Below are 24,326 nucleotides of genomic sequence, written 5' to 3' on the forward strand. Positions count from 1 at the left end.
CAGAAGTGTAAAAATAAAACGAGCAAAAAGTGTAAAATTCAACTTGACGTCTACAACAGTTCTGATAAGGTTGAATACACCATATTAATTGTTCATATATAGGTTTATTGTTTTCAAGGGATTCTTGAAAACAACACGGACACCAATGTTTCCTATTTTTACTTAAACCTCTAGTAGGAAACACTGTATTCCAAGTTAATAAAGTGGTATCTTCTAAATCACTTCTTAATGTTAGATTAGAAAGTAAATTTGTGAATTCCTCTGCTAATTGTCCAATTCCATTTATTCCACTTGTGGATTTATAAAAACCATCCCCACCTTTTTTTGATATGTTAGATAGATACTTCTTTCCTATAATTGGAGTAACCAACTTAGATATTAAGTCCCCTGTAGAAACACAATGTTCTATAGCTAATCTAGAGATATAACTTGTAAGAGATTCAACATAAGGAGTTCCAATCTTCTCAGGCTTAATGCTATATAAAACTGACTGTTTTGAGTAGTTTATAGTTAACACCCACTTTCATGGGTATTATCACCACCACTCAATTTTTTATTCTTGCTAATTAATAGTGCATGATTGTTATTTTTTTTCTACAATAATGAAGAGAAAACACCTATATAGATATACCTATAATATAGGTATATCTATATTATTGCAAGTTTTCTTAAACTCATACCAGAAACTTTTTAAGGAGGAAGTTTTAAATGACAGTAGGTGAGAGAATCAAGGATATAAGGGTAAACCAAAAACTTACCCAGGCTGACTTTGCTAAGAGTATCGGTATCAAACAAAGTTCTCTAAGTGAGATTGAACAAGGAAGAACAAAACCCTCGATTGATACTGTTATTGCTACAAGTAAACAGTATGGAGTATCTACTGATTGGATTCTAAAGGGGGAATAACCATTTTATTACGCAGATTTTTAGAGTAAAGGTTATATCAAAAATTAATAACTTTATTAAAAAGATGCATTTCCTTTGTCAAAACTAGTTACCTTAACTTGTTGAGTAATGACTTATCGTCTTAACGAGCCCTTTAATTAGCCATAGTAGTAACTAGAAAAAACAAAGAACGCCATTTACATAGCCAATCGGCTAAGTAAATGGCTATTTTAAATTTTGACAGTTAGGTAGGTCCTCAAAAATCGCATTCTAGACAACTTCCTTCATAGCCCACACACCTTTTCCGGCTGCAAGTCCCATCTACCTGATTATTATAAAAAAAGGAATATTAGCCTAGTAAAGAACCTGTTTCATCAAACCAAGGAAGTACCTTGGTTGGGAATTCCAACTTAATTGTCAATTGGACAAATTAGTTGTGAACTATACAAAACACTTGTGGATGGCCATCGAAAGTATGCAAAGGTAAGCTTTTAATAAAAATCGAAATAAGCGATGCCAAGCAAACTTGGAATGATTCAAACAACGGATTCACATTTGTGTTGTCTTACCAATATTTCTACTAACATTTAGTACTGGGTTTGAAAAGTTCTTAGAGGTCACTCACGAATTAAAAACAGCGTCATTAGCTGGATACGGTCTCTCTTATTTGTTGTTATGGGTAAACCAACTTATATGATGAAAAGATTAAACAAAAAACCAGTTGAAACATAACAGCAGCCGTAAGCCGCACTTCTTGGTTATTTAGAGTATTAATCATATTCAATCAAGAGATCTCTAACTCATTAATTTTCTACTGTACTGTAGTCGTTGTTTTGATCATTATTTTCTTTTTCATAGGGTGCATTTCATTCTTTGGTATTGACAAATTCAACTATACCAATAAATAGATTATTTAAAGCTATTTTGTCAGATTGAAATATTGAACATACTCTGATGACATGTGAGTCAAAAGATTTCTTTGTCATATAATGATCATAGGAAATCTTACCCGGTCTCAAATATAATGGATTATTTATTTATTTATTTCAGCATTTTGCGAGGTACTCCTCGTTTCAAACCCCTTTGAGAATCTAAGTCTTCATTGTTCTAGATTACAAAAGTAATAAGAGTTTCTGTCTATCAATCTTTCCATTTGAAGTTAGGGGGAAGGAATCAATTTTATTTATCCTTTGAGGCATCATGAAATGTGGCAACTTACCTTTTAAGTGAGCTTTTAATAAATCTATATTCAATAAATTTCCGATGACAAAAACAGCTAAATATTCATCTGAATTATTTGTGCATTTTTTATGTAATGCTACTACGTCAACAACACCATTAAATTCTCTGGCAATTGCCTCTATTTCCGATAATTCAACTCTATATCCTTTTACTTTGACTTGGTTGTCTAACCTGCCTATATATAATAAATTTCCACTCTCAGAAAGCTTTACTAGATCTCCAGTTCGATAAAACTTTTTTATAGATGTATTATCCTCGTTTAAAAAAAATCTATTTTTATTATTATCAGGATCCAAATATCCAAGAAACATTTGTGGCCCGGTAACACAAAGCTCTCCTTTGGTGTTTGATATTACGTTATTTTCATCAACCAATACAAAATCTAAACCGTTATAAATTTTTCCAATAGGGACTAACCCATTTAAGCATTCTTTTTTCGAACTATCATCGTTCCATCTGTAGGCTGAACATGCTATAGTTAGCTCTGTAGGACCATATAGATTTTCAATAATTGAATTGGGGGCTATTTCTCTCCAAAACTCAACTGATTTACTTGGTAAAGCTTCTCCACAAAACAGACTCCATCTAAGACTACAAAGTTTTACATTCTTATGTGATAATACTTTCCTCATTAAGGTAATTACAGATGGCACTGAAAACCACACAGTTATATTATTCTTTTTTATAAATTTCCATGGGAAAAATAAATCTGATTCTTTTAAAGGGAATAGACAAGCCCCACTCCCCCATGCGAGAAATATATCAAAAATTGATAAATCAAAAGTTCTATCAAAAAATTGAGAAACTCGATCATCTTGAGATAATCGGTATCTTTTTAAGTTATAGCTAAGGAAATAATTTACATTTTCGTGTGTTATTGGAACACCTTTAGGCTTTCCAGTACTCCCGGAGGTAAAGAGTAAATATGCATAATTATTATTATCATCCAAATTGTACCCTATCCTTTTATCAATGTGATTTTCGTTTTTGAGTTTTGTAAATTCTTTATATTCGGTTATTTTTGAACCTAGGAATAGCAAATGAGGTCTGTTTTTTAATTTGGGTAGTATATAATTAAAAACATTAATAGATTGCTCATCTATTATTATTGCGTCTAAATTTGAAGATTCAATCATATTTATTATTCTTTCATCTCCATATTTAGGATTTAGCGGGACATAAGTAGCTCCTGAACGCAGAGCACATAATATGGAGATATAATTTGTTTTTGAAACACCAGCATATACCCCAACTTTTGTAGGTTTATACCCTAAACCAACAATTAGTTTATAAGACAACTCTTTCGACTCAATATCCAACTGTTTATATGTATACTTAATATTTTCTATACAAAGAGCATAATTATCCGGATAATTCCTTGCGCTTTGTAAGAACCAATCATGAAGGTAATTAATTTCTTTAGGTATACTAATCACAGTCATCGTCCTTTTATTTTTTTGTGTTAGTTATAATCTTCATGCTAATCTAATATTTAGTTGAGCATTTTGCAATTTTCCCCCTACGTGCCAAACTCCTAATAACACCAAAAAGGATATTCCCTTATTTTATTTGAAGTGACTAAACAATAAAAATTTCATGAAGTAGGAATTCACTTCGTTACTCTACAAGAAAGTCTATTTTTTCTCAGAAGAATTGCAAATACTGTAATCAAAAGCAGCTATGGAAAGCGATCATCACATAGATCTAAAGGTTTTAGGTCATTTCAGAGAAAGAATTTAGAGGAATCGAGATTGGATAATGACCAGGGTTTCTGTTTCAATCAACACCCTTTAATATTATCTCTTACCAGAGTATTTAATACTTTGAAGAATTTATTCAAAAGTACCGGCTTCAAGCCGGTACTAAATTAACCCCAACCTCCACCTTCTTAGCAAATAATTATTCAATATAAATCTGGTTTATTTACTTTAGTTTAACAGTTATAATAGCAGCAGATGAATAAGGTGATTAAGGAAGCCACCAATCGATTATCAGTCTTGTCAATATGGATCACCTCAAGTTCAGGTGATCACATGCAATCGGAAAAGTGGACTGTAATTATATATTTCTTTCGTAAAATAGTAGATCAATCAAGTTTAAGTAATCCTGTTTAGGATATATTAAATATGTTAGCCCTCCTGAACCATTCAACCATGCACTTTCTAATTGAGCACAATTATATTGTCGTTGTACTCTGTTAAAAACAGCTGCTGGATCATTTGCATGAATAATTGACGAGCCACTATAGCCGTTAACAACAATTAAATGACCAGTTGTAGATTCTAAAGGAGCATCTAATAGTTCACCTTTTTGATAAGCAATACTAATTATACACGGTATATCTAAATCTAATAATTTTTGTATATAACTCATACTACTTAATCTTATTAACTTAGCTTCTAGCCCCAAAGAAGCTACATAAGCGGTATTAAATGACCAATTCCCTGCTCGGTTGGTAGCTTTATCCCAAACGCCTTTTGTAATTTGATGAACACCTTTTCTGTATTTTTCTTCGCCTGTTTTTTTATACCAGTAATTCAGGACCATTGAAAGCGATGTAGGTGAACATAGGAGTTCACCTGCTAAATATTTTAATTGCGATAGAGGAGGAACATTTAGATATTTAGAATTCTTTATTATAGTATTACTTTCATTAAAGTTATTACTATTCCTTATAATAGCAGATGCACACAAAGAGAAAAGTACAGGCGTTATACTTTGATCTAAACTACATAGCCGTATCATTATTTGGAAAGATTTACCGATAGTTTTTAATATAAGTGTATCAATATCAACCTCTCCTATACTATCTATTTGTTTTCCAAATGATCTCCTGGGGAATGGAGAATTACTCTCCGACCATAAACCAAGACTGTACCATTTATTCCATTTCTCATCAATGCCATCAAGGTACGGCCTAACATAAAACTCAATCCATGTGTTTGCTGGTGCATGTGCTTGCCATGATAGGATTAATTCATTGAATTCAATATTAAATCTTTCAGTAATACATTCTCCTACGTAATACTGCAAACCTTTATATTCCTCACTACTTTTTTTTATATAAATGGCATTCACTTTATCTAAACTTAAAATGTTTCCATGTTTTTGCAGTCCAAATGTTTTACATGAATTGAAATTATTATATTCAATAAAAGAACCATGTGTTTTTTTGTTATTCATTATATATACCTTCTAACATCGAATAATTTGTTAGAGTAGAAAGGTTCTGAAACGTGACTCACCTTAGTTGGTAATCCTGTTCTCCTAGCACTAAGAAATTGATTATTCCCCATATAAATACCAACATGATTTACTTTTTCTCTATGGGTTTCGTCTGTACAATAAAACAATAAATCTCCTATTTTTACATCTGATATATCAACAGATATCCCTGCCTGAAGTTGATCTGGGACATCTCTAGGTATAGAAATACCTAGTAGTTGATAAAACCTAAATGTTAAACCAGAACAGTCAAATCCGTATGATGATGCCCCACCGCCTATAAATGGGATTCTTCTTAATTCATTTAATATTGTTGGCATATTAAAAGAAGGTTTACTTCCTTTTTCATATATACATACATCAGACAAATTCAATCTTCCATACCTTTCATCAGGTGTCATAATTAATACCTTATTTTCCTCAAGCTCTACTAATGGCAAAGTAGTCATAAAACTTAATTCTATGTTCTCATTATTAGTTTTAAGTAGTGAAGTTTTATTAATTACTTTTACAGAAGAACTGGTATTACTTTGATGTACAAATTTTGATATATTAGTTGTAAATTGGGAAACATGTATCCAACCTTCATAACCATTAGGATAAAGTGAAGTTTTATGTTCAATAGCTTTGATTTTAGCCCATTCCCCTATAATATCATCGACTGAGATAGGTTCTCCCAATAAGAGTTGTGTGTTGATTCTTTCTTTTGTAGCCTTAACTTCAATGGGCAAATTATTATACCAGTTTTGTATATCCCCATTTATAGACTTAAGATCTTCTTTCAAAATAAGGTCTCTTTCTACCCACAGATTACAAACAGGGACTGTAATGTTACCGTTCATCTATAATTCTACCTTCCCACTAAATTTATCAATTAACTTAGACATCGATCTAATAGTTGAGTACTCAAAGATATAATGAAATGGTATACTTATTTTATAGTATTCATTTATCTCCCAAAATATTTGCATAGCGGTTATAGAATGTCCTCCTAATTCAAATAAATCCGCTGTTAAAGGTATGTTTTCATGTTCAATATACGTTTTCCAAATTTCATGTACTTTTTCTTCAATTGGGCTCTGAAAATCTTCTTCTGCTGCGTCATACTTATAATTACTTATTTGTTTTAATTTGAGATAGTCTATTTTTCCACTATTAGTGATTGGGAATTTGTCTACAATAACAATCTTAGTTGGAACCATGTAATTTGGTAATATTAATCTTAGTTCTTCTCTAATTTCCAAAGGTTCAATATTTAGATCAGATTTAATAAATGCAATAATGTTTTTTTCATTTTTATTTTCAATTGTAGTCACAACTGTTTCTGTTACACCCTCAAGATTTAACAATCCTTGCTCAATTTGATTTAAATCTATTCTTATACCTCGTATTTTTACTTGATTGTCTTTCCTTCCCAAAAACTGTAATGCACCATCTGGTAAATACCTAGCTAAATCCCCAGTGAAGTAAAGTTTTTTACCTTTGTCGAAAGATTTATTATTTTCGTCATTTAAATAGCCTAAAGCTATCTGCTCACCTTTAAGAACAATTTCTCCAAAATGCTCAGATGTCTTTTGATTATTTATTAACATAACATCTATACCATCGACAGGATACCCAATTGGCACATTTGAATATTCGATATTATCATTTTTATTTAGAATATTTTGTAAAGCAATTGTACATTCTGTTGGCCCTAATCCATTAATAAAATAGCATGATTCTGGAAATTTATTTTTATATAAATCAAAATCATGCGCCTTAACTTCCTCTCCCCCAAGTACTAAAGCACGTATTGAATTTAAATCTTTTCTATCTGCATATGCCATTAAATATCTATATATAGTAGGAGTGGAGTGTAATATAGTAATCCCCTCAACCTCTATATATTTATTTATATCGATAAATGATGTAGTCTTTATATCTACAATACATAATGTTGATCCATTTAATATGGCACCAAAGATATCCATAATGGCAGCATCAAATTCAAAAGATGATAAAAGTAACAACTTATCATCATTGTCTAATTTTAATGAATTTGAATAATTACTTATATGTTTATATAAGTTATTCTGGCTTTGAATAACTCCCTTAGGCTTTCCAGTTGTTCCTGATGTGTAAAGGATATAAGCTTCTAGATCTTTTTCTTTTTCAAAGTGAGGGAGGAAACTTTTTCTGTGCTTAAAAGAAGAATAATTAATTACTTTGACATTCATTTCATTGAATGTATTAGAAGAATCATTTGTAATAAAATGACTTATTTCAGCGTCTTCAACTATTGTTTTAATAGTTTCAAATGGCCAGTCAGGATTGATTGGAATATATTTAACCCCACTTTTTATAGCGCCAAGCATAGAAGGGATAATGCTTAAATCCCTATTAAAATGTAAACCAACTGTATTTATTTTTAAATCATTCAATTTATATGCTATATCGTTAGATAATTTATCTAGTTCATTATATGAAAGGCTCTTATTTTTAAATTTAATAGCAGTTTTATTCTGAAACTTATTTTTTATCTGATTAAATCTTTCTAATAGTAAGTTCCCCTCTCCTACTTGGTTAAATTCTATAAACCCATCTCTATAAGGAATATTTAGCTTACGAATGCTTTGGAAAGCAACATCATTTAAACGTATATCATCTATTTTGATATTAGGATTATTTAAGATACTATCTAGCATACTTGTATATTGATTTATAAAATGTTCTATGGTTTTTCGTAAAAAAATATCCTTATTATATTCGATATACCCCTCTATGCCTGTTTCAGAATCTTCTAAGACAAAATCTAGATCATATTTAGAGTAAATCGACTCAATGTTTTCCTCGGATATTTTAATGTTAGGGTGAATATTTCTTTTGTTAGGGGGTTCGTAGTAATTAAACATTAATTGAAACAAATTATTATATGATGGGTTCACTTTTGCATTAACCATATCCTTAATTAAATCAAAAGGAATATCTTTATTATCTAAGGTTTGAAATAACTCATTTTTTGTAATATCTAATAACTCAGAGAAGCTAAGGTCGGAATTGATGTTAAATCTCATCGGAAGTACATTAATAAAGTATCCTATCATATTCTCAAACTCAGAAACATTACGGGTTGACATTGGTATGCCTATAACCATATCATTTTTACCAGAAACCCTGGTTATTAAGGCAATGAAAACTGTTAAAAGAACAGTAAAGTTAGTTACATTGTAACCTCTTGATAACTTTTTGATTTTATCCCTTGTAGCACCAGATATTTTTACTTTGACTGAATCTCCGTTATAAGTTTTATACTTAGGTCGACTAATATCAGTAGGTAATGTCACTAAGAAATCAGCACCATTAAGTTTTCCTTTCCAGAATTCTTTTTGATAAGTCGCTTCAGTAGAAGTCAAGAAATTTTGTTGCCAACTTACATAGTTTTGATAATTAACTCTTTTATCTAAAGAACTTCTTAAATGGTATCGTTCTAATATATCATTTAATAATATATCTATTGACCATCTATCGCTAATAATATGATGCATATTTATTAAGATGTTAAAATGATTAGTACTTACTTTGATCAAATGAATCCTATAAAGTTGTTCCTTGGCAAGATTAAATTTATATGCGACCTCTTGTTTAATTAATCTCTCCATTAAACTTTTTGATTCTGTTTGATTAAATTGGGAATAATTTAAAAAGGAAAAATCAGTATAGTTAGTCTTTTTTATTGTAAATGGGATACTATTGACTTCAATAAAATTTGACTTTAAGATTTCGTGGTCTTTAATTACTGAAGTTAAACTATGTATTAACCTAGATTGATTAATATCCCCTTTTATATTGAATGATTTAACAATATTAAATTGAGGGCTTCCTAAGTTTAATTTATTGTAATACCATAGTGAATTTTGTTCGCTTGATATGTAATCCAATTCTTTTTTAGAAATTTCATTTCTATCAAAGCTGACTAACAATTCTTTTTTTTGCTTAGTCTTATCATGAATAAGTTGTGATAAATCTTTAATTATAGGATTATTTAGAATTTCAGAGATTTTTAACTCTATATTAAAGATATCCCTTACTCTGGATATTATTTGCAAAATTTGGAGTGAGTGTCCACCAAGGTTAAAAAAATCATCCAGATAGTTTATTTTTTTGATATTCAACAAATCTTTATAAATATTAATAATGATTTCCTCAACTTTTGTAGATCTTCTCCCAGCTATAGTTTTACTTGGTTCGTTAGTTGGCAGCGGTAAGTTTTTTCTATCTATTTTCCCATTTGGTAATAAAGGGAATTCATCAATTATATATAAGTAATCAGGTATCATATATTTTGGCAACTTGCTATTTGCATATTTGATTAAATCGTTTTTTATATTAAGTTCTGAAGAAACATTGTCTTTTAAACTAACATAGGCACAAATGGATAGTAATCCATTTAATTTAATTGCTTTTACTACTACTTGATCTACAACGATTGAATACTGGCTGAAAACTATTTCTATTTCTTCAAGCTCTATTCTGTGTCCCCTTATTTTAATTTGACTATCTTTCCTTCCAAGATATTCAATATTTCCATCTTCTAAAAAACGTCCTATATCCCCTGTTTTATAAATGTACTTATGGGTGTTTAACATTTTAAATGGATTTGACAAAAATTTTTCATTTGTTAAATCGACATTATTAATATAACCACTAGATAATCCTTCTCCGGTTATATAAAGTTCTCCCACCTCACCAGGTGGAAGAATCCGCAGCTGTTCATCCAATATAAAAATTGAAGTATTACTTATAGGCTTACCAATTAGCGGAGCTTTATTAAAGTACTTTGGTATTCTAAAATAAGAACTGTAAGTAGTATCTTCAGAAGGTCCATATAGGTTATATACTTTTTCGATATGCGGTAGTTCATATAATTTATCGACAATTGATTTTCTAAGGGGTTCACCAGCTAAGTTTATAATTTTCACAGTGGGAGGAATGGCTGCTACTTTTAATAGTTCATTAATTGCAGATGGTACAGTATTAACTAATGTTACCTTAGTACCTTTATCTAATTCGTTAATGTATAAAATGTTTTCTAATAATACTACAGTTCCACCAGTAATTAATGGTAAAAATAATTCAAAAACTGATAGGTCAAAACAAATTGAGGTTGAGCATAAGACACCCTCAAGATATTCATCTGGATACTCCTTTTTAGCCCAATGGAGTAAGGCTAAGACATTTTTATGAGTAATACAAACTCCTTTAGGGTTACCTGTAGATCCTGAAGTATAAATAATGTGTGATAAATTATGCTCATTAACATCTATTTTTTTTTCTAATACTAATGCGGTTTCAGTGTCTCGTAATTTTAAGGTGCTAACATTTAAATCATCAAATAAGCGTGTATAATTATCATTTGTGAATACAAATTGAACATTGCTATCTTTAATGATATAGTTTATTCTATCAATTGGATACTTAGGATCTAGAGGAACGTAACCTCCCCCTGCCTTTAATATTCCTAAAATAACAATTACCATGTCAATTGATCTATCTAAACATAGTGCAACAGGCGTATCATTTAAAATACCTTTCTTTATTAGATATCCAGCAATTTTATCTGACTGCATATCTAATTTTTCATAAGTTATTTGTTCATCTAAACACTTAATTGCTATATTATTTGGATTTTTCAAAGCTTGTTTTTTAAATATATCGTGAACATATGTATTCTTATCAAATTTTTCTTTTGTATTTGACCAGCTTTTGATTTTTTCTAAATCTTTGTTTGATAGTAGATCAAAGTAATTTGTAGTTTTCATCTGGTGCTCCTTTATTTAAATAATTATGAAGATCAAATTTACTTACAATTATAGGTTCACAATCATAGGGGTCTGCTTTAGAGCATATTGACATTATGTAATTATTAAGAAAGTAGCTCCTAATATAATAATCGCCCAACTTTTTATAAGAATGTTCAGGTTGTGTATCAAAATTCAAATTATCTTGTAAGCCAATACCAATAGCCTTTACATAGCTTTCTTTTCGCGTCCACACTTTATAAAATGCTCTAAGTTTTTTTTCCTCTTCATTTTGCCGTTCAATATAATGAATCTCATTTTCATTAAAAAACCTATCCATTATATGAAAATTAATTTTTTTCTGCATTTCAATATCAATACCAATTGATAATTTGCTAGTTGCCAATACAACCCATTCACCAGAATGTGATATATTAAAACAAGATTTCCTATTTAATAAGTAGGGTTTTCCATATTGATTTTTTTTGATGACTATATTTTCCATAGGGATTAGATTATCAATCGATATTATCATCCTACTTAGCAATTCGCCATATAAGGAGCGTACTTTGTCATGGAAATAATAATATTTTGATATTTCATTCTTTTTTGAAGAATAGTGAATATAACGCTTAAAATCTTCCTGGTTAATATTATTTATATTTAACATGAAAATCTTCATAAATATCTTATAGCCATCTCCTATTACGAGTAATTACCCCTAATCTATTTTTTCCGATTATTTCCTTTATCACATCAGTCTGTGGTGGATGAAAGTTACTTGCCTTGACATCCATATATAATTTAGATAGTTCATTATTATCAAATAAACTTGAAATCCCCTCTACTTTCATTGCCAAGTTTACAATTTTTTCTGATGAAGTTAACACATATTCTTTGGTAATTAAGCTAGTAATATTTATATCCATTTTACTATTAGCTGCTTGACTTATATAATCATCAATCAACATACACAAATGATTTATCTGAGATCTAGAAGTTTCTTGTAGAATAGTCATATCTGCTATAGTAAATTGAACACCAGGAAAAAACTTTAAAGTAGTATTACTATAAGGTACAATTTTTTGTTTGCAACTATTTGTTACAAGATCTATAGATTTATGTGCAATTCCATAATAAACAGAACAAATACTTAATCTAAACAAATAACTAAGTATATCAGCATTATTCAATTGGACATCTTCAGTAAAAACCACGTCTTTTTCTTCAATTAGTACATCGTTAAACTTAACTGTATTGCTAGATGTATCCTTCATTGAAATAGAATTCCAATCTTCTTTTACTGATACACCCATTTTATTCTTATCTACGATTAACAGTGTAATTCCTAGTCCATTGCCTTTATAATCTTTAACCTTGCAATAAATTGGCAAATACCTGACATGTGGTTCAAGAGATACAAATCTTTTCATACCATTAATAATATAGTCATTATCTTTTTTTATAGCTTCGACCATAAATGGTGAATTTTTAAATGATTGATTTGAGATAAAATATAAGCCTGGATCGTTGGGTGAACCAAATAACTCTTTATACTTTTTAATTCGGTCTGCATACCACTCATACTGTTGTTGATTAAATAATAACTTTAAACCCCAAATAGTGTATAAATGCATCGATATACTAAGAGCCACAGAGGGGTAGTTATACGATAAATTTGAAATTTTCTCAAAATAATTTATTGCACTAATCTTATTAAGAGTAAGTGTATGGAAATTGGACTTAAATAAATTTTCCAATTCTCTATTTACTTCTACTGAATTTCTATTCATTATACCCTCCCTAAGCTTTTAATCATCAATTCTAATTATTAATGAATTTTTCACAGACTTTATCATATTTCTGGCACCCATTTCATTATCTCCTCTTACAAAAATTCTTACTAAAATGTCATTATTGGACTCAGCCTTCCTAACAAAGTCATTTTGAAAAGAATTAATTATAATAAACACATCATCATTATTTGACCAATCGTCTAAGAATTTTAGTTCTCTAATATAGCCGTTTTTTTCACTAATCACTTCCTCACATATTGTATAGTTATTGGAAACTGTTAAGGAAATTTCCGGGAATACACCAGTAATATATGTCAAAATAATCCCATCTAGTATATCTATATTTAAAGCCTTGTTAATCATCCAAAAGTTTGGATAACCTATTAAACGAGGATTAACCTCCAAAATATAAATATCTTCATTATTTACAATGAACTCTATATGGCAGGGTCCAAAATCATATTCAAAATCTCTTATAAATTTTTGAGTTTCTTCTATTATTCTATGTGCAATTATTTTTTTTACAGGAAATTCATAGCCTGTTTCTATAAAATACGGTAGTGAACTCATTTCTCTACTTGTAACTCCAAGAATCTTAATATCTTTATTATCTTTAACAAACTCGCAGCTATAAATTTCACCCTCAAGAAACTCCTCTAATATGAATGCGTCATTCTTTATTAAATTACTTGTGAATCTTGAAAGTTTATCTAATGTTTTAACAGCATTTCTTAATTCTGAGATAGTTTTTATTAACTTTACACCAACCGATTCATTGGAGTTGAGGGGTTTAAATACCCACTTTTGTTCTTGATGTGTTGTAAGGAAATCTTCAGCATCCTTAATATTGTTAAAGCAAAAAAATTCGGGAGTTTTATAGCCTAATTCTACTTGCTTTTCTCTAAACAACAGTTTATTAGTAAGTTCCTGTGCAACATTCTTATTTAAACTTTTCATTTTATATTTTTCGCATAATTCAGATACCTTAGGTATGAAAAAATCACTTGTACTTATTATTGTTTGTATTTCATATTCTTCTATAAGCATTTCTATATACTTACCCAATACGCTAAAGCTTGTAATCTTTCTATCTTTAATTATTTTAAAGCAAAAATCCAGATTTTTTTGGTTGATAGGGAGCATACCGGTATATAAATATATTACATCATACCCATGTTTTAGAATTGATTTAATTTCTTCTCCAGATTGACCAGATTCGACTAATATAATCTTTTTCATTAATATACAACCTTGTATTTATTTAGAAGTAAATTAGAAATAGAATCAATTGAGTTGAAATTATCAGTAGTTAAATCATCATCCAAAATCTCAATTGAGAAAACCTCCTCTAATTCCACAATAATTTCTATTAATAATAAGGAATTTATTCCTTCGTTCAATAAGTTTGTATCATACTTTAATTTAACCTCTCTACCTAAAGAATTAGACACTTTTTCCAAAATCAACTTTTTCAGTTCTAAATTATCCATGATTACCTCCCGAATATTAATGAATACAGCGTTGTTTGGCATTAGCTTTTTTCTAAATTGAAGCACCATATAATTCAGAAAATAGATCACCTTACAATCCAAAAATGATGCAGCTTATGATTGAATTCGTAGTAGAAAGGTTCAATTACTTATACTATGTTTTTGATCATGCTTCTCTGAAAAGCACTTTTATGAAGAGTTTCGTTTGGAATTTTAAGTAGGCTTAATTTTTACACATTTATGGTGATTTTACTTAGTTCAAGAAAGCTATGTACTATCGCGGCAAAATTTTTGTATCACTGATTAATGTACAAAAGACGAACTATTTTACGAACGTGATTAGACTATCACATTGCAACAGTTAATCAAGATTCTTTATGGCGGGTGAAAGCACAAAATAAATAGTTAATTCAATTCTAGAAGTGAATCTCCGGAAGTGTTAGGAATCACACTCCAGGAGTTTAATTGTGAAATAATACATATTGTGAGATTAATTGTAATTTATATCATCTAATATTTTCTAAAATTTCGAACCGTTTTATACTAAAGAATTTTTGATTATTAGGGACATACCAACAGTATTTATCCTTCCCATTTTTATCAAATACTAAATTTAATAGTTCTCTATTATCTTTATCTTCCAAGGACAAGGCAGATTTAACATTATTAGGTATTAAACTTTTTCTTGATTTTCCATACATATCTAGTGTATAAGTTAATGCAAATAGTAGAACTCTATTTAAATTATGTTCTTCCGCAACCAAAAGAATTCTGTTCCAATTTAAAGTCTTTTCATATTTGAGTAATAGACGGTAAATATCTAAAATTTTATATAATACAAAATCTTTATGGTTCATTACTTCCTCTAGATATATTGCTTCTTTATAAAAGTGTATACATAAGAACAATAGATGATCTTCTGGTGATAATGTTTTTATTTCTTCATGTTCTTTTAATGTTATTTTACGAATTAGAAAATCGTTGACTAGTTCATCTGTGCGATTATTTGTTAATAAATCCAATGAAAATTGAAGATCAACTTCATGGAAATTTATATTACTATTCGGAAGATGTTTAACTAACGGAAATACCTCATGAGATAATAATGGTGAGGAAATTATATCTTTTCTATTAGCTAGTTCTATACTACTTTTAATGAAGTTATATTCACCTTGCACATATCCAATACTTTTTAAAAGTGATAGAGCCTTTTTAATATCATCATGCTTTAAAAGAATATCTACATCATTAAACCATCTCATACCAATATTTTCGTAAAGATCTAAACCTAGGGAAATACCTTTTATAATTACATAATCTATGTTTTCTTTATTAAAAACATCAATTACTTGTTTAGTCTGATATAGATGCTCCTCAGCTCGGTTCAGCTGTGATGTATAAAAATTATTTAAATAAAAAAAGAACTCTTCATTTTTATGGGTAGTTGTACTCGGGATAACATGATCTCTTATCGACATCCACGCTGGTCCAATTACCCTATGCAAGATTAAAGAACCCATTATTTTATTCATTTCTAAATTAGATTGGAAGGAATCAATAAGAATCTTTTTTTCATCCTCACTTAAATAATATTTTGCTAGTAACTTTACTACCTCATCTTCTTTATTTAGATATTCATTTAACATAATTCTCCTCTTTCCTAAATATTTTCCCACTATTTCAGATGGAATTAATCCTTAGTCTCTATATTATCTGTGGAAATAAGGTCGTTTAAATTTAAAATTCACACTTGCATATACCGCTCAGCTTAAAATTTTTTTTGTCACAAAAAAACAAACTAAAAAAATTGATAATAATTTAAGGATTGGACTGCAAAAAATTTAACCTCTTGAGATTCGAGAGTTACCCTTTCAAAGCACCTATTTGTTTGAAAGATCGTCTCTAACGTATATGACACATCTTTATTGTTGTATAATGCAAGACAACTCAATCGCAACTAAGTGTGTATTCATGTATCAAATGAAAGTGACAACTTGCTGTGACCAGATACGCATTTAAATGTGGCATTTCCTTTCCATATGAAAAATATGAATTAGTTAGGTCACGACAAAAAAAAGACTAAGTCATGGTTGAGTTTACAAGTCATGATTGAGTTGAAGCTGACACAAAGATAAAGACTATATTCAATTATTATTCCACTGTTACAGATTTGGCCAAATTACGTGGTTTGTCTACATCACAGTCTCGATGTAATGCTGCATAATAAGAAATTAGTTGCAAAGGTATAACAGATACAATGGGGGTTAAAAATTCATGGACCTCCGGAATTGTAAAGGTGTCACCGTCTTGTTCCAGTCCTTTCAGTGAAATAATGCATGGATTTGCCCCTCGTGCTACAACTTCTTTGACATTACCACGAATACTTAAGTTGATCCCTTCTTGAGTAGAAAGTGCAACTATTGGTGTGCCTTCCTCAATAAGAGCTATTGTCCCATGCTTTAATTCACCACCAGCAAAGCCCTCGGCTTGAATATAAGAGATTTCTTTCAATTTTAATGCGCCTTCTAAGCCTACATAATAATCCATACCTCGTCCGATAAAAAAGGCATTTCTTGTTGTAGAAAAAAATTTCTGGGCAATATTCACATATGTATCTTTGCAGTTACAGAGAACTTCCATTGTATTTGCAACAAGACTAAGTTCCTGAATAAGGTCGAAATTAACTTGGATCTTTTTTGACCTCGCTGTTACTTCAGCTAATATCGCAAGTACAGCAACTTGAGCCGTGTAAGCCTTTGTTGATGCCACTGCAATTTCAGGACCAGCATGTAAGAGCAAGGTGTAGTCGCATTCACGAGATAAAGTTGATCCAGGAACATTAGTAATGGTCAGGGAGGGATATCCCAGTTTTTTTATGTTGACGAGCACGGAACGGCTATCTGCTGTTTCCCCACTTTGAGAGATAAATATAAAGAATGGTCTCTCTGACAATAATGGGGTATTATATGCAAATTCACTAGAAATATGGACTTCCACTTGTACTTTAGATACTTTCTCTATATATTGCTTACCTATTAGACCCGCATGATATGAACTGCCTGCAGCAATGATATATATCCGATCAGTATCGTTCATACTATTTAAAATGTTCTTATCTATGGTTAGTTCTCCATTCTCATCCATATATTTTTGAATGATATTACGGAGTACAAAAGGTTGTTCTTCAATTTCCTTGAGCATGAAATGGGGATACGTACCCTTATCAATGTCCTTAGTATCTAATTCTGCTCTATAGGAATCCCGTTTAATTATTTCTCCATTCAGTCTTTTGATAATTACTTTGTCTCTTTTTAGTATGACAACTTCTTCATCCATTATTTCAACGTATTGGTCGGTAAGTTGAATCGTTGCCATAGCATCAGATGCAATGACATTGAACGTATCACCAATACCAATTAGAAGAGGACTTTTATTCTTTGCTACATAGATAGTTTCTTCGTCCTCTTTGTCAAGTAATGCAATTGCATAAGATCCCTTTAACAGTTCTAGCGTTTTAATAAAAGCCTCCTCCGTGTCAGTGTATTTTGAAAATTCACTAATCATTTGAACGATAATCTCCGTATCAGTGTCACTTTTTAAGTGTACTTCTGAAAGATATCTATGCTTCAGTTGTTCATAGTTTTCAATAACTCCATTGTGTACAATTGTAAATCTACCAATATTACACTGATGAGGGTGAGCATTCTTAGTGCTTGGCTTTCCATGTGTCGCCCAACGTGTATGTCCAATACCTATACAACTTAAAATCTTTTGATTAACAACTCTGCGCAGATCAGCAATTCTCCCCTTTTCCTTAAAAATTTGTACATCTCCTTGATTAATGACTGCTAAGCCTGCTGAATCATACCCACGATATTCAAGTTTTTCTAATCCCTGCAATAGAACTTCTTTTGCATCTTGGTTGCCAATATAACCTACAATACCGCACATACTATATCCTCCTTGATAGGTACCAAATAGTCTAATTGTGATATTCGTACACCTAACATAATAATTTTCTTTATTATTTGATTTTTCAAATTAATTTTCTCGATATTTCACTAATCAGACCGTCTTAAATAAATGAGTCTATCCCAAACCTTGTTAGGATTAATTAATTCAAAATAATTTTTTCATGTTTTCTAAGAATCAATGTAATTTGTGATTACACATGTTATAACTTTCATCGAATAATTATTTAGCAATTAATAGATAGATATTTCACTAATTTGAAATATTTACTTGCCATCTCCATTCATCTTCACATATGCTTTTTATGTCTTTGTTAGCTATCCAATTAAGTTCTTGGGATGCTTTTTCCACACTTGCATAGCATATTGGAATATCACCTGGTCTACGTTTAGTAAATTTGAAGGGTATTTTTTTTCCGCTACTTCTCTCAAACTCTTTAATAATGTCAAGTACTGAATAACCTTTACCTGTCCCCAAGTTATAAATCGATACACCGTTTTGTGTTTCAATTTTTTCAAGTGCCTTTAAATGTCCTATTGATAAATCATTTATGTGTATATAATCTCTTATTCCAGTACCATCCTTAGTAGGATAATCGTTTCCATATATCAACAATTTGTCAAATTTATTTAAGGCAACTCGAGATATATAAGGCATTAAGTTACTAGGCTTTTTATTAGGATGCTCTCCTAAATTGCCACTTTTATGAGCTCCAACTGGGTTGAAATACCTTAAAATTACAATGCTCCAATTACTATCAGCAGCATATAAATCTTTTAACATTTCTTCTATTATAATCTTAGTTCTACCATAAGGATTGGTAGCTCTGAGAGGAGCTTCTTCAGTAATTGGAACTATTTTCGGCAGGCCATATACTGTAGCAGATGAACTGAATACAATTTTTTTAACATTGAATTTTATCATCGTTTCAAAAAGTATAATAGAACCTGTTACATTATTATGATAATAGCTTAGAGGTTTCTTTATAGAACTATTTACAGATTTAAACCCTGCAAAATGTATAACTGCTTCAATACTATTTTTATGGAATACCTCTTCTAACCCTTCACGATTTAGCAAATCAACATTATATATCTTAAAAGATCGGCCAGTAATTTCCTGAACTCTATTTAAAGATTCATTTTGACTATTTGAAAAGTTATCAACAACAACAACATCATATCCTCTATTTAATAATTCCACACAAGTGTGGCTTCCAATATAACCAGCTCCACCAGTTACTAAAACTTCCATTTAGGCACCCCTTAAAATAATTACGCTTAACTTATTAGACCCTAATTATTCTTTTGATATACAACCTGTTGGAGATTCAATATTTAGCCTCTTTCCTATAATAATTTAATACGTTCTCTTACTAATTCAAAAGCTTCAGCGTAAGGGACACCTATTTCCATCCCTCTTACTTTAGCAAGTGCATCTATTCCATCAAGTGAACGAGGGTATGGAAAAGCGGATACTTCTTTTTCATATACCGAAATTGCCTCACACTTTTTTTCAATTACATCAGAGATTTCAACGTAGACATTAGGATTAAATCTCCTTGTATAAAATGCTCCTTGCTCACTGGAAGAAAGTACTTCATATGTATAAACTTTATCTACAAAATTTTCTGAATATGTTCGTGTACTTATAGCAGTTGCATGTAAAGTAACACGATGATCTTGATTAGTATCAATGTCACTATGTGTATATATAATATTTGGTTTAAACTGACCAATAGCTTTTTCTATTTGGTCAATAGCTGATAATAATTCTAATTTCTCGTCCTCTAGACCTCCAAATATTACTTCTTTTATTCCGAGAATACGACATACTTTTAATACTGATTTCCTTAATCTATTAACTTCTATTTCAGACCTTTTATGGTTCATAGACCTATCACAAAGACTTAATAAATATACGTTGTCACCACGCGCAGAGTGTAAAGCAATAGTTCCTCCCACTCCCAAAACTTCGTCATCTGCATGTGCAGCAATTACTAAAACATTTCTCATATTTTCCCTCCTAAAATCCGGCATAGTACTAATAAAGCTATCTTATTTTACTAATTGTCCTCTGGTGGCTAATAAATATTCATATGTTTCTAACACCCCTGTTTCTAAATCTTTAGAAGGATGCCAACCTAACTCTTTTTTGATTTTGTTATTAGATGCAATTATTCCGCCAAAATCTTGCTTACGACCACTTGAATAATTTATATCAATATGCTTGTTGGTACATTTTTGAACAGCTTCTGCTACTTCTTTAATAGTAATCGGTTTTATACCTGATATATTATATATTTGGTTTTTCGCTTTCTCATTTAGCGTTGAGATACAACCATTAACTAAATCTTTTATATAAATAAAATTTCTAAATTGATTGCCATCACCATGTATATTTATAGGTTTATTATTTATTAGGTTATTCAAAAAATTAGTAAATACTGTTCCATTCCTTCCTCTCGGACCATATGGTATTCCAAATCGCATAATCGTAAAATTAAGATCAGATGAAGCTGCAAATGATTCACATAATATCTCACCTGTGTATTTTGTTTTTGTATAAATATGCTCCATTCTGGAGACATTTAATATAGATTGTTCATCTGCAATGACAATTTCGCCCTCTTTTTCCAAACAATTATAAACCCATTCTGTACTGGCATAGATTATTCTAGATATATTATTAATATCACAAGCATTAAGAATATTTGCTGTTCCTTGTATATTGATAGAAGTTGTCGTAAGTTTATTTTTAATTGCATAATTTACATCTGATATAGCTGCAAGATGAAAAATAACATCTAAATCTTTTGTAGTGTGTATACACATTTCTGAATTTAAAATATCAGTAAATCTATATTCAACATCCATCCGAGTTGGTTGAACAACATCTAAAATCACTACCTCATAATTCAATTCAATAAGTTCATCAACTAAATGAGAACCTACAAAACCAGAACCACCTGTTACTCCGATCTTTAATTTTTTCATTTGTCTATCCCCTTTATATTAGAGCTAATCGATTATTAAGTTTTTCACATACATAAGAGAGTTCATCATCACTCATAACCACTGAAACTGGTAAACACAAGTGTTGATTCGAAAAATATTCCGAATTTGGAAAAGATGATTTTGTTGTGTTTTTGAAAATAGGCTGAGTATGACAGGGAGCAGTGTATACTTCACCTCCACATTTAACACCTTCTTGTGAAAGTTTAACTTTAAGTTCATCTCTACTTATCCCATTTTCAACAATTGCCATTACTTTATACCAATTTGATTCTGAACCTGGTGGTGGTGTAACAATTTTTATTTTTTCACTTTTTATTTGATCCAAATATGCTTTAACAACTTTTGATCTTCTCTCAATAAATTCGTTTATTCTGTCTAATTGAAAAATTCCTAATATAGCATGTAATTCACTTAATCTCCAGTTTGAGCCTACGTGAGTGTGGTAATTATTATAGAAATCTACTTTTCCTTGGTCCCTGTATATTCTAGACTCTTCAGATAAATTGTAATTCTTAGTTGTAATAGCTCCACCTTCGCCACTCGTAACAATTTTAGTAGGATAAAATGAAAATGTTCCTACTTCACCTAAAGTTCCTGCGGGCTTTCCTAAAATGCTAGACCCAAGAGCATGTGCTGCATCTTCTATTAAAATTAGGTCATTATCTTCGCAATACTTTTTTATTAATAAACTATCGGGTGCTATAATTCCTCCAATATGTACAATTACTACTGCTCTTGTATCTTTAGTATGTAACCTTTTAACTTCTTCTAAAGTAATGGAGCCATAGAAGGGATCACAATCTGCAAATCTAATTTTAGACCCCACTCTTAAAAAAGGAGTAGCAGTTGCAACAAAAGTATTTGAGGGAATAATTACTTCTTTATCTTTAAGATTAAAAGTAAGAGCAACTATTTCAAGAGCTGATGTCCCACTAGATACAGCTGTTACATATTGGTCCGATGTAATATTAGATATTTTGTTTTCAAACTCTTTTGTATAAGGGCCAAGTGTTAGTTGGCCAGAGTTAAGAATTTCCTTCATTTTTTTTATTATATTTTCTTGATCTTCGTCTGGTATGTGTACTTTAGTTGGATTTATTACCATTACCCTTCACCTGCTTATTTTATTTTCTGTAATCTTTTAGGTAAACTACATAAGTTTGGATCTATTTACTTCAATCCTTTATACTTTATTCAGTACTAAGAGAATATGCTTTTTGGGGATTTTTAGTTATGAAGTTATTCACAATATTACCTGGCAACCCAATTTCCCTTAATTTAGGAATAAAATCTTTAAGAAGACTCACCATTCCAGGGCTTCCTCCATATGAATTTCTTTGTGTACGGTATGCTAGATCTGTTCCTAATATAATCTGTTTATCATAATTTGAATCTACCATTGTTTCTAATAGACTGATAAACCTATTATCAGTTTGGAAATTTAATAGAAATGCATTGTCGTATTCGATAAAACACCCCGTACTTGCAAGCTCTTGATGTAAGATTATATCCGGATTATGATCCATATGACATATGATTATATTTTCTGTTTTTACACCATAGCTTTGTAAGAGTTCAACTTGCTGCAGACTACAAGTTCCTAGTTCTGTATGTGTACCTATTGGTACCCCAGTCTCAAGGTGCGCTAGAGCTACTGCTTCAAAGATTTTTTTTGAAGTTTCAGATATATTATTGTACTCTGAAGCACATTTTAATAAACCTGCTTTTGAAGATAAACGTTCAGTTATTGGTCCGCTATAACTATACCGATCCATCCCTTTTGTACATTCCAATATTAATAATTCAATTAATTGATCTATAGAATAATCATAAATCCAATGAATGTTATCATAAAATTTAGGTTTATGAAATCCTGTTGTAGCTATGATATGTGTTTTTGTTCTTTTAGAAATTTCAAGGAGAGCTATAGGGTTTCTTCCACAGTCAAGTGGCATATAATCGACAAAGGATGATGCCCCAAATTGTTTACACTCTTCTATCTCTTCTATTGCCTTATCAAGATCATTTATTAATAACGATCTTTTTTTCAGTGTCTCAAGTCCACCTTGTATAATTAGATGCTCGTGTCCATAAACAATGCCCAAGTTGTTGGCAGGTACATCTCCTAAGATAGTACGTACTATGCCTGTTTTCATACATAAGGTCTCCTTCTTTTAATTTTTCAATAATGTTGTAGAGAACCTAATTTACATTTCATTTATAATATTTAATACCCTTTCATCAGGTACTTTATCAAAATCTTCATAAAATTTATCCACTACAAACTTTTTATCATTTGAGGCTTCTACATAAAAAAGGTCAGAAACCATACTATTTATAATCTTTTTTGTAGGTGCATAGATTATTGGTGCAGCGACAATTATTCTTCTAGGTGATAGCTTTTTTATCTCCTTTATTGCTGCTACTATTGTGAAGCCTGAGGCAATTCCATCATCAATAAGCAATACATCTTTGTCATACAAACTGTTATTAGGAAGGAGATGGGAAGAAAAAAATTCCTCTTTATGATCTATTATTCTCTTTGTTATAGACCTAGACTGACTAATGATTTTTTGCGATAATTTTAAAGTATCTATTCTTATATGATTAACTTCTTCAAAATTATTGGAGATGGAGCCTATTCCAATATACGGCGCACCAATTAATGGTATTTTTTTTGATATTACAAGATGAAAAGTACTATTTTTGAGATTTTTGTAAATTGGTTTCACAACTTCCACTCCACCATTCGGGATAGCTACCACCATTAATTTCTCATCAGCTAATTTATTTATTTTTCTAAATAGTAACTCCCCTGCATGCTGCCTATTCTTAAAGAACGCTTTAAACATATTTCCTCCTGGTATGCAATATAATGTGAAATGCTTTTTCAAGAGCTTTAATAATATAGGAATTTAG

Annotated in this window: 18 protein-coding genes; 1 reads left to right on the forward strand and 17 read right to left on the reverse strand. The window is 30.4% G+C overall.

All coding sequences use genetic code 11. The annotated features are described in order from the left end of the window. The coding region (locus NR125_RS25635; protein WP_256816403.1) for a TniQ family protein at nucleotides 1-517 on the reverse strand (517 nt) is incomplete at its 3' end. A gap of 191 nt (nucleotides 518-708) precedes the next feature. Between NR125_RS25635 and NR125_RS25640 the strand changes: the two genes are divergently transcribed. Further along, complete coding sequence (locus NR125_RS25640) at nucleotides 709-906, forward strand: helix-turn-helix domain-containing protein (RefSeq protein WP_071160171.1); 198 nt, start codon at nucleotides 709-711, stop codon at nucleotides 904-906. A 1,091-nt stretch (nucleotides 907-1,997) separates the two neighbouring features. On the opposite strand, the gene NR125_RS25645 is transcribed toward NR125_RS25640, so the two are convergent. The 16 genes from NR125_RS25645 to NR125_RS25720 form a co-directional block, all read right to left on the reverse strand. Next, nucleotides 1,998-3,569, reverse strand: coding sequence for an amino acid adenylation domain-containing protein (locus NR125_RS25645; protein WP_071160169.1), 1,572 nt, complete (start codon nucleotides 3,567-3,569; stop codon nucleotides 1,998-2,000). 616 nt (nucleotides 3,570-4,185) lie between these two features. Further along, a complete protein-coding gene (locus NR125_RS25650) occupies nucleotides 4,186-5,310 on the reverse strand; it encodes a C39 family peptidase (RefSeq protein ID WP_071160167.1) in 1,125 nt (374 codons plus the stop codon). Beyond that, nucleotides 5,310-6,194 carry a C40 family peptidase gene (locus NR125_RS25655; protein ID WP_071160165.1) on the reverse strand — a complete coding sequence of 295 codons (885 nt, stop codon included), beginning with the start codon at nucleotides 6,192-6,194 and terminating at the stop codon, nucleotides 5,310-5,312. Before NR125_RS25655 ends, NR125_RS25650 begins: the two co-directional genes overlap by 1 nt. After that, nucleotides 6,195-11,153, reverse strand: a complete 4,959-nt coding sequence (locus tag NR125_RS25660) for a non-ribosomal peptide synthetase (RefSeq protein ID WP_071160163.1) — start codon at nucleotides 11,151-11,153, stop codon at nucleotides 6,195-6,197. It lies immediately after the preceding gene. Beyond that, nucleotides 11,131-11,802 (reverse strand): 4'-phosphopantetheinyl transferase family protein, encoded by a 672-nt coding sequence (locus tag NR125_RS25665; protein WP_175502240.1) that lies wholly within the window; start codon nucleotides 11,800-11,802, stop codon nucleotides 11,131-11,133. Before NR125_RS25665 ends, NR125_RS25660 begins: the two co-directional genes overlap by 23 nt. A 19-nt stretch (nucleotides 11,803-11,821) precedes the next feature. Continuing rightward, the gene (locus NR125_RS25670; protein WP_256816410.1) at nucleotides 11,822-12,925 is read right to left on the reverse strand and encodes an acyl-CoA dehydrogenase family protein; all 1,104 of its coding nucleotides are present in this window, start codon (nucleotides 12,923-12,925) and stop codon (nucleotides 11,822-11,824) included. 18 nt (nucleotides 12,926-12,943) lie between these two features. After that, a complete protein-coding gene (locus NR125_RS25675; RefSeq protein ID WP_071160153.1) occupies nucleotides 12,944-14,167 on the reverse strand; it encodes an ATP-grasp domain-containing protein in 1,224 nt (407 codons plus the stop codon). After that, nucleotides 14,167-14,418 (reverse strand): acyl carrier protein, encoded by a 252-nt coding sequence (locus NR125_RS25680; RefSeq protein ID WP_071160151.1) that lies wholly within the window; start codon nucleotides 14,416-14,418, stop codon nucleotides 14,167-14,169. Before NR125_RS25680 ends, NR125_RS25675 begins: the two co-directional genes overlap by 1 nt. A gap of 506 nt (nucleotides 14,419-14,924) precedes the next feature. Beyond that, nucleotides 14,925-16,064: a nucleotidyltransferase domain-containing protein gene (locus NR125_RS25685; protein WP_256816411.1), complete on the reverse strand. Its 1,140-nt coding sequence runs from the start codon at nucleotides 16,062-16,064 to the stop codon at nucleotides 14,925-14,927. 505 nt (nucleotides 16,065-16,569) lie between these two features. After that, on the reverse strand, nucleotides 16,570-18,369 hold the full coding sequence (gene glmS, locus NR125_RS25690; RefSeq protein WP_071160057.1) for a glutamine--fructose-6-phosphate transaminase (isomerizing): 1,800 nt from the start codon (nucleotides 18,367-18,369) through the stop codon (nucleotides 16,570-16,572). A 273-nt stretch (nucleotides 18,370-18,642) separates the two neighbouring features. Continuing rightward, a complete protein-coding gene (gene galE / locus NR125_RS25695; protein WP_071160055.1) occupies nucleotides 18,643-19,644 on the reverse strand; it encodes a UDP-glucose 4-epimerase GalE in 1,002 nt (333 codons plus the stop codon). Between the two features lie 95 nt (nucleotides 19,645-19,739). After that, nucleotides 19,740-20,405, reverse strand: a complete 666-nt coding sequence (locus NR125_RS25700; RefSeq protein WP_071160053.1) for a PIG-L deacetylase family protein — start codon at nucleotides 20,403-20,405, stop codon at nucleotides 19,740-19,742. Nucleotides 20,406-20,447: 42 nt separating this feature from the next. After that, nucleotides 20,448-21,386 (reverse strand): NAD-dependent epimerase/dehydratase family protein, encoded by a 939-nt coding sequence (locus tag NR125_RS25705; RefSeq protein ID WP_071160051.1) that lies wholly within the window; start codon nucleotides 21,384-21,386, stop codon nucleotides 20,448-20,450. A gap of 13 nt (nucleotides 21,387-21,399) precedes the next feature. Continuing rightward, nucleotides 21,400-22,512 (reverse strand): DegT/DnrJ/EryC1/StrS family aminotransferase, encoded by a 1,113-nt coding sequence (locus NR125_RS25710; protein WP_071160048.1) that lies wholly within the window; start codon nucleotides 22,510-22,512, stop codon nucleotides 21,400-21,402. 85 nt (nucleotides 22,513-22,597) lie between these two features. Beyond that, nucleotides 22,598-23,563 carry a phosphotriesterase family protein gene (locus NR125_RS25715; protein WP_071160046.1) on the reverse strand — a complete coding sequence of 322 codons (966 nt, stop codon included), beginning with the start codon at nucleotides 23,561-23,563 and terminating at the stop codon, nucleotides 22,598-22,600. A 51-nt stretch (nucleotides 23,564-23,614) separates the two neighbouring features. Next, on the reverse strand, nucleotides 23,615-24,259 hold the full coding sequence (locus NR125_RS25720; protein WP_256816417.1) for a phosphoribosyltransferase family protein: 645 nt from the start codon (nucleotides 24,257-24,259) through the stop codon (nucleotides 23,615-23,617). Nucleotides 24,260-24,326: the final 67 nt, after the last annotated feature.

Origin of the sequence: Cytobacillus sp. Bac17 (genome assembly GCF_024519925.1) — a bacterium.
In the GTDB taxonomy this organism is placed as follows: domain Bacteria; phylum Bacillota; class Bacilli; order Bacillales; family Cytobacillaceae; genus Cytobacillus; species Cytobacillus pseudoceanisediminis.

Excerpts from the sequence above, each read along its gene's own strand:
- NR125_RS25640 (WP_071160171.1), top strand. The coding sequence starts at position 709 with ATGACAGTAGGTGAGAGAATCAAGGATATAAGGGTAAACCAAAAACTT.
- NR125_RS25645 (WP_071160169.1), bottom strand. The coding sequence starts at position 3,569 with ATGACTGTGATTAGTATACCTAAAGAAATTAATTACCTTCATGATTGG.
- NR125_RS25650 (WP_071160167.1), bottom strand. The coding sequence starts at position 5,310 with ATGAATAACAAAAAAACACATGGTTCTTTTATTGAATATAATAATTTC.
- NR125_RS25655 (WP_071160165.1), bottom strand. The coding sequence starts at position 6,194 with ATGAACGGTAACATTACAGTCCCTGTTTGTAATCTGTGGGTAGAAAGA.
- NR125_RS25660 (WP_071160163.1), bottom strand. The coding sequence starts at position 11,153 with ATGAAAACTACAAATTACTTTGATCTACTATCAAACAAAGATTTAGAA.
- NR125_RS25665 (WP_175502240.1), bottom strand. The coding sequence starts at position 11,802 with ATGTTAAATATAAATAATATTAACCAGGAAGATTTTAAGCGTTATATT.
- NR125_RS25670 (WP_256816410.1), bottom strand. The coding sequence starts at position 12,925 with ATGAATAGAAATTCAGTAGAAGTAAATAGAGAATTGGAAAATTTATTT.
- NR125_RS25675 (WP_071160153.1), bottom strand. The coding sequence starts at position 14,167 with ATGAAAAAGATTATATTAGTCGAATCTGGTCAATCTGGAGAAGAAATT.
- NR125_RS25680 (WP_071160151.1), bottom strand. The coding sequence starts at position 14,418 with ATGGATAATTTAGAACTGAAAAAGTTGATTTTGGAAAAAGTGTCTAAT.
- NR125_RS25685 (WP_256816411.1), bottom strand. The coding sequence starts at position 16,064 with ATGTTAAATGAATATCTAAATAAAGAAGATGAGGTAGTAAAGTTACTA.
- glmS (WP_071160057.1), bottom strand. The coding sequence starts at position 18,369 with ATGTGCGGTATTGTAGGTTATATTGGCAACCAAGATGCAAAAGAAGTT.
- galE (WP_071160055.1), bottom strand. The coding sequence starts at position 19,644 with ATGGAAGTTTTAGTAACTGGTGGAGCTGGTTATATTGGAAGCCACACT.
- NR125_RS25700 (WP_071160053.1), bottom strand. The coding sequence starts at position 20,405 with ATGAGAAATGTTTTAGTAATTGCTGCACATGCAGATGACGAAGTTTTG.
- NR125_RS25705 (WP_071160051.1), bottom strand. The coding sequence starts at position 21,386 with ATGAAAAAATTAAAGATCGGAGTAACAGGTGGTTCTGGTTTTGTAGGT.
- NR125_RS25710 (WP_071160048.1), bottom strand. The coding sequence starts at position 22,512 with ATGGTAATAAATCCAACTAAAGTACACATACCAGACGAAGATCAAGAA.
- NR125_RS25715 (WP_071160046.1), bottom strand. The coding sequence starts at position 23,563 with ATGAAAACAGGCATAGTACGTACTATCTTAGGAGATGTACCTGCCAAC.
- NR125_RS25720 (WP_256816417.1), bottom strand. The coding sequence starts at position 24,259 with ATGTTTAAAGCGTTCTTTAAGAATAGGCAGCATGCAGGGGAGTTACTA.